This window comes from Methylibium rhizosphaerae (genome assembly GCF_006386545.1).
Taxonomy (GTDB): domain Bacteria; phylum Pseudomonadota; class Gammaproteobacteria; order Burkholderiales; family Burkholderiaceae_C; genus Pseudorivibacter; species Pseudorivibacter rhizosphaerae.
In genome coordinates this window covers 12,027-25,366 of the sequence record NZ_SWAR01000009.1, presented here as the reverse complement: position 1 = coordinate 25,366, position 13,340 = coordinate 12,027, and the positions used below count along the sequence as shown (strand labels likewise).

Sequence of the window (13,340 nt, the reverse complement as noted above, 5' to 3'; positions counted from 1 at the left end):
CGCCCGGCAGCAGTAGTAGCAGTAGCCGGCGGTACCGCACAGTGCCGCCGTTGACAGAGGAAAACGAGCCATGCCGATTCAGAAAATCCTGCTGGTGGACGACTCCAAGACCGAGCTCCACTATTTGTCCGAAATCCTGACCAAGCGTGGCTACCAGGTGCGCACGGCTGAAAACGGCGACGAGGCGATGCGCCGCCTGGCCGAAGACAAGCCCGACCTCATCCTGATGGACGTGGTGATGCCCGGCCTCAACGGCTTCCAGCTCACCCGCGCGATCACCCGCGACCCGAACTACGGCGACATCCCGGTGATCATGTGCACCAGCAAGAACCAGGAGACCGACAAGGTCTGGGGCATGCGCCAGGGCGCGCGCGACTATGTCGTGAAGCCCGTCGATGCCGACGAGCTGGTGGCCAAGATCAAGGCCTTCGGCTAAGAACAAGAAGCACCAACGAGCAGCGTGAATGGCTAAACGAGAAGCACTGCGTGAACTGCAAAGCCGTCTGGCCGAGCGCCTGAAGGTCGCGCGTACGCAGGCGAACACGGCCACCTGGCTCGCCGTCGAGTCCGGTGGCCAGGGCTTTCTGCTGCCGTTGGGCGAAGCCGGCGAGATCTTTCCGTTCGGCGCCCTGGTGCCCGTGCCGCACACGAGCGGCTGGTTCCTCGGCGTGGCCAACCTGCGCGGCGGCCTGCACGGCGTGGTCGACCTGGCCGGCTTCCTGGGGCTCAAGAGCCAGGCAGCCAATGAATTCGCGCGCGAGCAGCTGCGGCTGATCGCGTTCAACCCGGTGCTCGAGATCAACTGCGCGATGCTGGTGGACAAGCTCTCGGGCCTGCGCAGCCGTGAGCAATTGGAAGAAGACGCCGACGAAGGCAGACCCAAGCCTGGATTCGTCGGCGGTCGCTATCGCGACAGCAGTGGACGTGTGTGGCAGGAACTTCGCCTGGCGGCTCTCGCCGGCGACGAGTCCTTCCTCAAGATCGTGGGCTGATCGCCCACCGGTATCGATCGATCAGCGAGATAAAAGCGCAAGCAGGAAAAGAGGGGCCTATGAGTTTTCTGAACAAGATCAAGGGTTTCGGTAAGCCCAAGTCGCAACCCGACGCATCGGACGACCTGCCCTTCGACGAAGCCTATCCGGCTGACAACGACATCTCCGTGGGGCCGGGCGGCACGCTCGCCATGGAGCCCACCACCATCCAGACCGCGAGCGCGGACTCGTCCATCATCTCGGAGGCGGCGCCTTCGGAGCTGCCGGGCGAATTCAGCGAGACCCGCATTCAGGCAGCGGAGGCCGGCGAGGTTGGTGCGCCGCTGCCGCTGATCGGCCACATGTCCACCGGGCAGCAGCAGCGCATCCTGGGCGGGATGCTGGTGCTGGGCGTGTTGGGTCTGGTGGCCTCGGCGGTGTTCTCGATCAACGCCGCTACCAAGGGCGCGGCCCAGGTGGGCGCCAGCGGTCAGGCGCTGATGCAGTCGCAGCGGCTCGCGAAGTCGGTGTCGCAGGCGCTGATCGGCAGCCCCCAGGCCTTCCCTGAAGTGCAGGAAAGCATGGAGGTGCTGGCGCACAACGTGCGTGGCCTGAAGGACGGCGGTGCCGACCTCGAGCCGGCTCCTGCGGGAGCACAGCAGACGCTCGAGCCCCTGCTGCCCCTGGTGGACCGCGCCGAGAAGAACGCCCAGACCGTGCTGGGCCAGCAGAAGATCCTGACCCAGGTGGGCCAGGCGCTTCGCGCCATCAACCGCCAGTCGTCCGACCTGCTCGAAATCGCCGAGACCGTGTCCTCGCTCAAGCTGCAGCAGGACGCCTCGCCGGCCGAACTCTCGGCCGTGGGCCAGCTCGTGATGCTGACGCAGCGCATCGGCAAGTCGGCCAACGAATTCCTGACGATGGAAGGCGTGTCGCCCGAAGCCGTGTTCCTGCTGGGCAAGGACTTGAACTCCTTCCGTGAAATCGCGCAGGGCCTGTCCGACGGCAACCCCGAGCTGCGCCTGCCCGGCACCAAGGACCCGCAGACCAAGGAGCGCCTCGAGGCGCTGATGAAGCTGTACGAAGAGACCCGCACCCAGGCCGGCGCCATTCTGGGCAACCTGCAGGGCCTGGTGTCCGCCCGCGAAGCGCAGGCGGCGATCATTGCGGACAGCGAGCCGCTGCGCAAAGGCCTCGAGCAGGTGCAGGAAAGCCTGGCCGACAGCGCCGGCATCTCGCTGCTGAACATCGTGCTGATCGTGTTGTCGCTGCTGCTGGCCCTGGCCGGCGCCGGCGGCCTGCTGATGGCCTACCTGCAAGACCAGCGCCAGCGTGCGGCCATCGCCGAAACGCAGCGCCAGGAAGCCGAGCGCCAGGAGCAGGAAGCCAAGCGGGTGAACGACGCCAACCAGGCGGCCATTTTGCGGTTGATGAACGAACTGCAGACGGTCGCTGAAGGCGACTTGACGCAACAGGCCACGGTGACCGAGGACATCACGGGCGCCATCGCCGACTCGGTGAACTACACCGTGGAAGAGCTGCGCACGCTGGTGTCGCAGGTGCAGGGCACTGTGTCCCGCGTGACCGAAACGACGCAGCAGGTGGAAGCCACGTCGACCGAACTGCTGGCCGCTTCCGACGAGCAGCTGCGCGAGATCCGCGAAACCGGCGAATCGGTGCTCCAGATGGCCGGCCGAATCAACGACGTGTCCGCGCAAGCCCAGCAGTCGGCCCAGGTGGCGCGCCAGTCGCTGCAGGCTGCCGAATCCGGCCTGCAGGCGGTGCAGAACACCATCGGCGGCATGAACACGCTGCGCGAGCAGATCCAGGAAACCTCCAAGCGGATCAAGCGGCTGGGCGAGTCGTCGCAGGAGATCGGTGAAATCACCGAACTGATTTCCGACATTACCGAGCAGACGAACGTGCTGGCCCTGAACGCAGCCATCCAGGCCGCCTCCGCCGGTGAAGCCGGTCGCGGCTTCTCGGTGGTTGCGGAAGAAGTGCAGCGACTGGCCGAACGCTCCGCCGACGCCACGCGCCAGATCGCGGCGCTGGTGAAGACCATTCAGACCGACACCGCCGACGCCGTGGCCGCCATGGAGCGCTCGACGCAGGGTGTGGTCGAAGGCGCCAAGCTGTCCGACAACGCAGGTACCGCGCTGGGCGAGATCGACCGCGTGTCGCGCCAGCTCGCTGAACTGATTACCAGCATTTCGTCGCAAGCCTCCCGCGAAGCCGAATCGGCCAACGTGGTGGCAGCCAACATCCAGCACATCTTCGCAGTGACCGAACAGACCGGTGAGGGCACGCGATCGACCGCTCAGCTGGTTCGAGAGCTGTCCAAGACCGCCGAGGAGTTGAAGCAGTCGGTGGCCCGATTCAAGATCGGCTGATCAAGCGGAATCTCCTGTTGCGCCGCCCTCGGGCGGCGCACTGCCAAGAGAGTGCTGAACATTTGAGACAAGGGATGGGATGGATACCCAGCGCGACCCACAGATGATCGACGACTTGAGTTCCCTGGCCTGGGTGCACGAGGAACTGCGCAAGTCGCTCGACGCCGCCCACAAGGCGCTGCGCCGCTGCCTGAAGGAAGCCGAAGCCGCCGCCAGCTCCGACGTCGACGCGGTGGACCCGGCCATCCTGCGCACGGCGCGCCAGCAGATCCACCAGGGCGTGGGCGCCCTCGAGCTGGTCGGCCTGCCCGCCGGCGCGGCGCTGCTGCGCGGCTCCGAAGCCGCGGTGCAGCGTTTCATCAGCAAGCCGCACAAGCTCGACCTGGGCGCCGTCGAGGCCATCGAGCGCGCCTCGTTCGCGCTGCTCGACTACGTGAGCCGGCTGCTGGCCGGCAAGCAGGTTTCGTCCGTCGCGCTGTTCCCGCAGTACCGTGCGGTGCAGGAGATCGCCGGGGCCGAGCGTGTGCATCCGGCCGACCTGTGGTCGGTGGACTGGAGCTGGCACGACGTGCCCGGCGACGCCACGCCGCCCATTGCCGCGCGCGGCGCGGCGGTGTCCAGTTTTGAATCGCAGCTGCTCACGCTGATGCGCAGCACGTCGGCGCAGTCGGCCGCGCAAATGAGCGACATGTGCGCCGGGCTGGCCAACGGCGCAGCCGACGGCCAGGGCGCCACGCTGTGGCGTCTCGCCGCCGCCTTCTTCGAGGCGCAGTCGAAGGGTCTCTTCGAGGCCGACGTCTTCAGCAAGCGTGTCACCTCGCGGCTGCTCGCGCAGCTGCGCGCCCTCGAGCGCGGCGAAGCCGAAGTCTCCGAGCGCCTCGCGCAGGACCTGCTGTTCTTCTGCGCCCAGGCCATGCCCAAGGGCGCCACCGCGTCGCCGCGTCTGGCTGCGGTGCGCCGCGCCTACGACCTCGACCGCCAGGCACCGGTCGACTATCGCGAGCCGATGCTCGGCCGCTTCGACCCCGCCTGGATCGCCCAGGCGCGCAAGCGCGTCTCGACGGCCAAGGATTCCTGGTCGGCCGTGGCCGGCGGCGAGCTGCATCGCCTGCCGGGCCTCAACGAGCAGTTCTCGCTGGTGGGCGACTCGCTCAAGCGCCTGTACCCCGCCGGTGAGTCCCTGGCCGACGCGCTGCAGAAGGCCATCGGCCAGGCGGTGCAGGCCAATGCCAGCCCGGCTCCGTCGCTGGCCATGGAAGTGGCCACCAGCGTGCTCTATCTCGAAGCCTCGCTCGAAGACGGCGACTTCGACCATGCCGACCAGGCCAAGCGCGTGTCGCGCCTGGCCGAGCGCATCGAGGCGGTGAACGCGGGCGGGACGCCCGAGCCGCTCGAGCCGTGGATGGAGGAGCTCTACCGCCGCGTCTCCGACCGCCAGACCATGGGCAGCGTGGTGCAGGAACTGCGGGCGACGCTGTCCGAAAGCGAAAAGCTGATCGACCAGTTCTTCCGCAATCCGGCGGACCGCACCGTGCTCATCCCGGTGCCCAACCAGATGCAGGCGATGCGGGGCGTGCTGTCGGTGCTCGACATGACGCAGGCATCGCAAGCGGTGCTGCGCATGCGCGACGACGTCGACGCGCTGATCATCACCGAGGTCGATCCCGCCAAGGCTGCAGCGGCCGGCACCTTCGACCGCCTGGCGGGCAACCTGAGCGCGCTGAGCTTCCTCATCGACATGCTCAGCGTGCAGCCGCAGATGGCGAAGTCGCTGTTTGCATTCGACGCCGCCAGCGGCACGCTGTACCCGGTGATGGGCCGCAGCCAGGCGGTGCAGGCGGCTGCGCCCGAGGTCATCGCCGAAGCGCCGAGCGCGCCGCGGCTGATCGAGCAGGCACAGTCCCTGGCGATTGCCGCCATGAACGACGACGTGCCCCTCGAAACCGTCTCCGGCGAGCTCGATCGCCTGTCGCAGGAAGTGCTCGTTGCCGACCAGCCCGAGCTGGCCGCCACCGTGTCGCATGCGCAGGCCGCGCTGCAGCAGGCCGAGCAGGCCGGCGCCGGCCCGGCCACCGTGTCGCTGGCTCGCGAGCAGGTCGTGCAGGCCATGGCCGACTTCGTCGTCAGCGCGTCCGAGCCGATCGGGCTCGACATGCTGGAGATGCCAGCACCGGCCGTGCCGCTGAGTGCCGCCCCGGCCGTGCCGCCGCTGGCTGCCACGCCGCCGGCGGCGCCGGCCCCCACCGGCCTCGAAGAAGACGACGAGATGCGCGAGATCTTCCTCGAGGAAGCTCGCGAGGTGATGGTCGATGCGAACAACGCGGTCGCCGACCTCGAGCGCAACCCCGGCGACGCCGGGCAGATCACCGTCGTGCGCCGTGCCTTCCACACGCTCAAGGGCAGCTCGCGCATGGTCGGGCTGAACGAGTTCGGTGAAGCCGCCTGGTCGTGCGAACAGCTCTACAACGCCTGGCTGGCCGAACAGAAGCCCGCCAGCGACGAACTGCTGGCCCTCACCCGCGACGTGCTGGGCTACCTGGGCGCCTGGGTCGAGGAGATTGCGGCCCGCCGCAGCGGTGGCCACGCCGCCGCGCCGGTGCGCACCGCCGCCGACACGCTGCGCCTCGAGGGGCGCCTGCAGTCTGTGGGCGCAGGGGCTGCGCCGGCGATGGCCGCGCCGGCCGTCGCTGCGCCGGTGGTTGCACCCGCGCAGGTGCCTGTACAGGCGCCCGCGCCGGCTCCTGTCGAGGACTTCTCGTTCGACCTGCCGGCCGAAGCTGCGCCGGTGGTGCCGGCCGAGCCGGCCATGCCGGTCATCGACTTCACCCTCGACCTCTCCAGCTTCGACAGCGCGCCTGCGGCTGCGCCGGCCCAGCCGGTGGCCGCACCCCAGTGGAACCCCGAGGTCACCCAGCCCGTACGCATCGAGACACCCGCCGAGTCCGAAACCATCGAGGCGCCCGAGACCATCGAAACGCTCGAGATCACCGATCTCGAGCTGCCGCTGGACGCAGATTTCGGTGCAGCCGCGCCGCACGCGGACCTGCCGCTGGAGCCGATCGACCTCGCCCCGGTGGCAAGCCCGGAGGCGGTGGCCTCGAACGACGCGCTCGAGGTGGCGCCCGAGGCCGAAGCCGAGCCGGTCAACGACCAGGTCAAGATCGTCGGCCCGCTGCGCATCAGCATCCCGCTGTTCAACATCTATCTCAACGAAGCCGACGAGCGTTCGCGCCGGCTCTCCACCGAGCTGGCCGAATGGGCGCTCGAGCTGCACCGTCCGGTGGGCGAGATGGCCATCGCCATGGCGCACTCGCTGGCCGGCAGCTCGGCGACCGTGGGCTTCGCCGACCTGTCGCACCTGGCGCGCCAGCTCGAGCATGCCCTGATGCGCTCGCAGGCCATCGGCCACGGCACGCCGCAGGAGGCGAGCCTGTTCGTCGACTCGGCCGATGAAGTGCGCCGCCTGCTGCACCAGTTCGCGGCTGGCTTCCTGAAGGCGCCGCCGCCGGAGCTGCTGCAGCGCCTGGCCGAACACGAGGTGGACGCCGGTCGCCGTCTCGAGGCCCAGAGTGCCGCCGCCGAGCTCCAGCAGCCGGTGTCGGAGGTCGTGCCGCTCGACATGGCGCCCGACGAAGTGCTGGAGCCGCTGTCGCTCGACGTGGCGCCGGAGCCGTTGGCGGTGCCGCAGCCCGAGCCCGAGCCCGAGCCCGAGCCGGTCGCAGCACCAGTGGCCGCCGTGCCGCAGGCGGCACCCGAGCCCGAACCCGCGCCGGTCGCCGAGCAGACCAACTTTGCCGAACTGGGCCAGGCCGAGCTCAAGGAGCTGGCGCCGCTCAAGCCGCAGGACGTGGTGCATTCCACGCCGGTGCGCGGCCACGGCACCGACTACGACGACGAAATCGACGCGGTGGACGCGGTCGACGCCGACCTGTTCCCGATCTTCGAGGAAGAGGCCGAGGACCTGCTGCCGCAGCTCGCGTCGCAGATGCGCGACTGGCAGCGCCGCCCGGCCGACATGGGCGGGGCCACCGCCTGCATGCGCACGCTGCACACCCTCAAGGGCGGTGCACGCCTGGCCGGCGCGATGCGCCTGGGCGAAATGGCCCACCGCCTCGAAACCGCCATCGAGCACCTGCTCGCCCGCGAGGAGGTCACGCCCGACGACGTCGAAGCCCTCCAGTCCCGCGTGGACGGCCTCGCTACGGTGTTCGAGGCGCTGCGTTCGCGTGATGCCCAGGCCTACGAAGAGGCCGCTGCCGCAGCGGTCGAAGCCGCGCAGTCCCTGCATGGCGACCTGGACGAGGAGCCGCGTCCGTCGGTGCCGGTACCGGTGCAGGCCGAGCCGGTGCCAGCCGCGCCGGCGGTGCGCGAGCCGGTGGCCGAGCTGCCGCCGGAATTGCCGCCGCTGCCCGTCGCCCTGGAGCTGCCGCTGCCTACGCCGCCGGCGCTGGAGCCCTTGCTGCCCGAAGCCATCGACGTGCAGGCGCCGGCGCCGGCCCCAAGCCAGCCGGCAGCGCCGTCCGTCGAGATCGACTGGTCGCGTTTCATCAGCGATGCGCCGACCACCCGCCTGGCGGCTCGCAGCGAGCGGGCGGTGGCATCGTCCACCCACGCGGTGCGGGTGCGTGCCCAGCTGCTCGACCGTCTGGTCAACCAGGCCGGCGAGGTGAGCATCACCCGTGCGCGCCTGGAGTCGGAGGTCGGCAACATCAAGGGCACGCTCGGCGACCTGACCGACAACCTGGAGCGCCTGCGCCAGCAGCTGCGCGACATCGAGCTGCAGGCCGAGACGCAGATGAGCTCGCGACTGGAAGCCGCCAAGCAGATGTCGCAGCAGTTCGACCCGCTCGAGTTCGACCGCTTCACGCGCTTCCAGGAACTGACCCGCATGATGGCCGAGTCGGTGAACGACGTGGCCACGGTGCAGCGCACGCTCCAGCGCACGCTGGAAACGGCAGAAGACGAACTCGCCGCGCAGGCGCGCCTCACGCGCGACCTGCAGGACGACCTGCTGCGTACGCGCATGGTCGAGTTCGAAAGCCTGTCCGACCGTCTGTACCGCGTGGTGCGGCTGGCCGCCAAGGAAACCGGCAAGCAAGTGCGCCTGGACATCGTGGGCGGCTCGATCGAAGTCGACCGCGGCGTGCTGGAGCGCATGACCGGTGCCTTCGAGCACCTGCTGCGCAACTGCGTGAGCCACGGCATCGAAACGCCTGAAGCCCGCCAGGCCAAGGGCAAGGAAGCCACCGGCTCCATCTACGTGGTGCTGCACCAGGAAGGCAACGAAGTCAGCGTCGAATTCCGCGACGACGGCGCCGGCCTCAACCTGGCACGCATCCGCCAGAAGGGCGAGGCCATGGGCCTCCTGGCGCCCGGTTCGCAGCACACCGACGCCGAACTCGCCAACCTGATCTTCACTCCGGGCTTCTCCACCGCCGACAGCGTGACCGAGCTGGCTGGCCGGGGCATCGGCATGGACGTGGTGCGTTCCGAGATCAACGCGATGGGCGGTCGCATCGAGACCGCCACCGCGCCGGACCAGGGCACCAGCTTCAAGCTCGTGCTGCCGCTGACCACAGCGGTGACGCAGGTGGTGATGCTGCGCTGCGGCGACGCGATCGTGGCCGTGCCGTCCAACCTCATTGAGATCGTGCGCCGTGCCACGGCCGCCGAGATCGACGCGGCTTACACCCGCGGCGGCTACCACTATGGCGACCACACCCTGCCGTTCTTCTGGCTGGGGTCCCTGCTGCAGATCAGCCCGCGCGGGCAGACCGCCGGTCGCTCGATGCCGGTGGTGGTCATCAAGTCGGCGCAGCAGCGCATCGCGATGCACGTCGACGAAGTGCTGGGCAACCAGGAAGTGGTGGTGAAGAACCTCGGGCCGCAGCTGTCGCGCCTGCCGGGCTTGGCGGGCATGACGCTGCTGGCCTCCGGTGCCGTGTCGCTGATCTACAACCCGGTGGCCCTGGCCACGGTGTACGGCGAAACCGCGCGGGCCTACACGACCGCGGCGCTGCATGCGCCGGTGGAAGAACTGGCCGCCGAGCCCGAGGTGCAGGTCAACGCGGCGCCGGCGGTGCCGCTGGTGCTGGTGGTCGACGATTCGCTCACGGTGCGCCGCGTCACGCAGCGCCTGCTGGCGCGCGAAGGCTATCGCGTCACGCTGGCCAAGGACGGCCTCGAGGCGCTGGAGCGCCTGGCCGAGGAGCGGCCGGCCATCGTGCTGTCGGACATCGAGATGCCGCGCATGGACGGTTTCGACCTGGTGCGCAACATCCGCAGCGACCGCAAGCTGGCCGACCTGCCGGTGATCATGATCACCTCGCGCATCGCGCAGAAGCATCGCGACTACGCTGCCGAGCTGGGCGTGAACCACTACCTCGGCAAGCCGTACAGCGAAGAAGAGCTGCTGGCGCTGATCGGCCGTTACACCAGTGAGGCCGCAACCGCCTAACATGGCGCGCCAATGAGCGCGCGCTCCAGCGGACGATGACGAAGGCCATAGATCACCTCGCAGCACTGACCGGCTTCCGCGACCGGGATCTGCTGGACGTCACGCTGGCGCACGCGCTGATGGACCTGCTCCATCCCAGCTCGGTGGCCATCCACAAGCTGGTGGGCGACAGCCAGAGCACGCAGCGCTGGTTCCTGCGTGCCCGCCTGGCCTCGGGGCAGGTGACGGCCGCCTCGGACCCGCCCTGGATCGACTTCGACGGCCTGCCTGCCAAGCAGGCCTTTCCCTTGCGGGTCGAAGCGCTCGAGAGCGAGCAGGTGCTGCGTTCGCAGACGCCGCGCGGCGAGGCGCTCACCATCTTCCCGATGCTGGCCGAAGGGGCCGACGCGGGGGTCATCGAGGTGCTGTCGGGCGGGCCGATGTCGCCTGCGTCGCAGCGCACCGTCTCGAGCATCCTGCGCATCTACCGCAACTTCCACGGCCTGCTCGACTATTCCGAGCGCGACACGCTGACCGGCCTGCTCAACCGCAAGACCTTCGACGAGGCCTTCCTCAAGACCACCCACACGGCGGCCCACCCGCTCGCTCAAGGCGCCGCCGCCGGCGATGACGACCGGCGCCACGACGCGCCGCTCACGCAGTACTGGCTGGGCGTGGTCGACATCGACCACTTCAAGAGCGTCAACGACCGCTTCGGCCACCTCATCGGCGACGAAGTGCTGCTGCTGGTGGCGCGCATCCTGCGCAGCACCTTCCGCTTCCAGGACCGGCTCTACCGTTTCGGCGGCGAAGAATTCGTCGTGCTGCTGCGTTGTGCCGGCGAGTCCGACGCCCACCAGGCCTTCGAGCGCATGCGCGCCAACATGGAGGCCTACCAGTTCCCGCAGGTGGGGCAGGTGACGGCCAGCGTGGGCTACACCGCGGTGCTGCCGGGCGACACCCCGAGCGGCGCCTTCGAACGCGCCGACCAGGCGGTCTACTACGCCAAGCAGCATGGCCGCAACCAGGTCTGCGGCCATGCCGAGCTGGTGCGCCGCGGCGTCCTGAAGGACGCCACCAAGATCGGCGACGTCGAGCTCTTCTGATCCCCGGTGACATGGCGCGCCCGGCAGGGCCGGCGGCAAGCCCCTTGTTGCGCAAGGGTGTGAATCAAGCGCTTGCTTGAGGCTGCGGATACACTGCGCCGCCTGCCTCGTCCACCACCGAAACCATCCCCGCTGCCGTGAGTGCCCTGCCTGACCAGCCTTCGGCTGCCCCTGCCCCTGCCATCGACCCCCAGGACAGCAAGTCGCTGCAGGCGCGTGAGCGCTTGCTCTGGGAGGCGACCCGCATCTTCGCGGAGAAGGGATTCGCGCGCGCGTCCACCCGTGAGATCTGCCAGGCGGCCGGCGCGAACGTCGCCGCGATCCACTACTACTTCGGCGACAAGGCCGCGCTCTACCGCGCCGTGCTGCTCGAACCCATCGCCCGCATCACCGGCGCCTTCTCGCAGCCCGAGGATGCCGATGCGCCGATCGAGCAGTCGATGCGGCGGCTGCTGGGCGCCTTCCTGACCCCGCTGGTCGAAGGCGGCGACATGCAGTGGCTCATGCGGATCCACCTGCGAGAGATGGTCGAGCCGACCTCGATGCTGAAGGACGTGATCGAGGCCAACGTGCTGCCTCACTACCGCGACCTGGTGGCGCTGCTGGCCCGGCATGTGGGCGTGGCCGAGCCCGACGACGACCTGCACCGCCTGGCCTTTGCGGTGACGGCCTTCGTCAACGACTACTGCATGTCGCGCGAATGGATGGAGGTGCTGGCGCCCGGGCTGCTCGAAGGTCCCGATGCGCTCGACCGCGCGCTCGATGCGCTGGTGGGCTATGCCTGCGCGCTGGTCCGCTACGAGGCCGAGCGCCGTCAGGTCCCCCCGCTGCCACCCCCTTCGCGCTAACCCGCGCTTAACAACCGCCTCATACATTCGCGCGCGCCTTCGCACCCCCCATCCACCGGACTTCCCATGGCTGCACAACCGACCCCAGAGCCCATCGTTTCGTCGCCGATCGCCCGAGGTGCGCCGCGCTGGCTGCTCCCCGTGGGCCTGGCGGCGCTGCTCGTGGGGTGTGCCACTCCGCCAAGCGAGCCACCCGCCGACGTGCTGCCTGCCGGCTGGCAGGCGCCGCTGCCCCACGGCGGCCAGGCCGCCCGGATGGCCGACTGGTGGTCGCAGTTCGACGACCCGCTGCTGACCCGGCTGATCGACACCGCGCAGCGCCAGAACCCCACGCTCGCGCAGGCGACCGCCCGCATCCGCCAGGCCCGAGCAGCCGCGCAGGCCAGCGGCGCGGCCCGCTGGCCCAGTCTCGACGCCCGGGCCGGCGTCAGCCGCAGCAGCACCGAGCTGCCGCCATCGCCTGGGGTGCAGACCAGCGGCAGCGTGAGCCTCGACGCGCTCTGGGAGATCGATCTCTTCGGCAGCGTGCGCCACGGCGTGGCAGCGGCCGAAGCGCGTGCCGCCGGCAGCCTGGCCCAGTGGCACAACGCCCGGGTGAGCCTGGCCGCCGAAGTGGCCAACGCCTATGTGGGCCTGCGCACCTGCGAGGCCGTGCTGGCCGTCTATGAGCAGGACGCCGCTTCTCTGGCCAATACAGCCGGCCTCACCCAGCAGAAGGTGAAGGCCGGCTTCGACGCGCCGGCCAACCTGGCCCTGGCCAATGCGAGCGCGGCCGAAGCGGCCAACCGGGTGGTGGCCCAGCGCGCCGACTGCGACGTGGCGGTGAAGCAGCTGGTGCAGCTGACCGCGTTGCCGGAGGCGGGGCTGCGCGAGCAGCTTGCGGCGCGCCGCGCCCTGCTGCCCAGACCCGGCGCCTTGTCGGTGGCCAGCGTGCCGGCCGAGTTGCTGTCGCAGCGGCCCGACCTGGCCGCCAGCGAACGCGAGATCGCCGCCGCCTCGTCCGACGTGGGCGCGGCCCGGGCCGACCGCTTCCCGCGCCTGAGCCTCGCCGGCTCCATCGGCCGGGCCGGCGTGCGGGTGGCGGGGGACACGGTGAGCGGCAACACCTGGTCCATCGGGCCGAGCCTGCTGGCGCCGCTGTTCGACGCCGGCCGCCGCCGCGCCGCGGTCGATGCTGCCGAAGCCCGCTACGACGAAGCCGTGGCCGCCTACCGCGAGCGCGCGCTGGCCGCGGTGCGCGAGGTCGAGGAATCGCTGGTGCGGCTCGACGCTGCCGAAAAGCGCGAGGCCGATGCCGAGCGTGCCGCCCAGGGGTACGCCGAATTCCTGGCAGCCGCGGAAACGCAATGGCGCGTGGGCACCGGCAGCCTGCTCGACCTGGAGCAGGCGCGGCGCAGCGCCCTGGCGGCCCGCGCCGGCCTGCTGCAGGTGCAACGCGAGCGCGTGGCCGCCTGGCTCGCCCTCTACAAGGCCATGGGCGGGGGCTGGTCCCGCGATGCGGCCGGCACGGCCACCACCGCCGCGCTGGCTCCGGCCGACACCCAAGGCAACCCGAATCCGAACACGAACAGGTGAGGACACACCCG

The 13,340-nt window shown here is 69.8% G+C and carries 7 protein-coding genes; all 7 read left to right on the top strand.

Going from position 1 to position 13,340, the window contains the following annotated elements; genetic code table 11:
* Window positions 1-70: 70 nt before the first annotated feature.
* The 7 genes from E8D38_RS08935 (at window position 71) to E8D38_RS08905 (ending at window position 13,329) form a co-directional block, all read left to right on the top strand.
* Window positions 71-436, top strand: a complete 366-nt coding sequence (locus E8D38_RS08935; RefSeq protein ID WP_140628095.1) for a response regulator — start codon at window positions 71-73, stop codon at window positions 434-436.
* Window positions 437-464: 28 nt separating this feature from the next.
* Entirely contained in the window at window positions 465-992 is a 528-nt protein-coding gene (locus E8D38_RS08930; RefSeq protein ID WP_140628092.1) for a chemotaxis protein CheW, read from the top strand.
* 59 nt (window positions 993-1,051) lie between these two features.
* Window positions 1,052-3,364, top strand: coding sequence for a methyl-accepting chemotaxis protein (locus E8D38_RS08925; RefSeq protein ID WP_140628090.1), 2,313 nt, complete (start codon window positions 1,052-1,054; stop codon window positions 3,362-3,364).
* Between the two features lie 79 nt (window positions 3,365-3,443).
* Window positions 3,444-9,821: an Hpt domain-containing protein gene (locus E8D38_RS08920; RefSeq protein ID WP_140628087.1), complete on the top strand. Its 6,378-nt coding sequence runs from the start codon at window positions 3,444-3,446 to the stop codon at window positions 9,819-9,821.
* A gap of 35 nt (window positions 9,822-9,856) precedes the next feature.
* Window positions 9,857-10,906 carry a GGDEF domain-containing protein gene (locus E8D38_RS08915; protein ID WP_140628084.1) on the top strand — a complete coding sequence of 350 codons (1,050 nt, stop codon included), beginning with the start codon at window positions 9,857-9,859 and terminating at the stop codon, window positions 10,904-10,906.
* 137 nt (window positions 10,907-11,043) lie between these two features.
* Window positions 11,044-11,754, top strand: coding sequence for a CerR family C-terminal domain-containing protein (locus tag E8D38_RS08910; RefSeq protein WP_140628081.1), 711 nt, complete (start codon window positions 11,044-11,046; stop codon window positions 11,752-11,754).
* 66 nt (window positions 11,755-11,820) lie between these two features.
* Entirely contained in the window at window positions 11,821-13,329 is a 1,509-nt protein-coding gene (locus E8D38_RS08905) for an efflux transporter outer membrane subunit (protein ID WP_140628078.1), read from the top strand.
* Window positions 13,330-13,340: the final 11 nt, after the last annotated feature.

What these genes read in the sequence shown, in the direction of transcription:
- E8D38_RS08930 (WP_140628092.1), top strand. Translation starts at nt 465, where the DNA reads ATGGCTAAACGAGAAGCACTGCGTGAACTGCAAAGCCGTCTGGCCGAG.
- E8D38_RS08925 (WP_140628090.1), top strand. Translation starts at nt 1,052, where the DNA reads ATGAGTTTTCTGAACAAGATCAAGGGTTTCGGTAAGCCCAAGTCGCAA.
- E8D38_RS08920 (WP_140628087.1), top strand. Translation starts at nt 3,444, where the DNA reads ATGGATACCCAGCGCGACCCACAGATGATCGACGACTTGAGTTCCCTG.
- E8D38_RS08915 (WP_140628084.1), top strand. Translation starts at nt 9,857, where the DNA reads ATGACGAAGGCCATAGATCACCTCGCAGCACTGACCGGCTTCCGCGAC.
- E8D38_RS08935 (WP_140628095.1), top strand. Translation starts at nt 71, where the DNA reads ATGCCGATTCAGAAAATCCTGCTGGTGGACGACTCCAAGACCGAGCTC.
- E8D38_RS08905 (WP_140628078.1), top strand. Translation starts at nt 11,821, where the DNA reads ATGGCTGCACAACCGACCCCAGAGCCCATCGTTTCGTCGCCGATCGCC.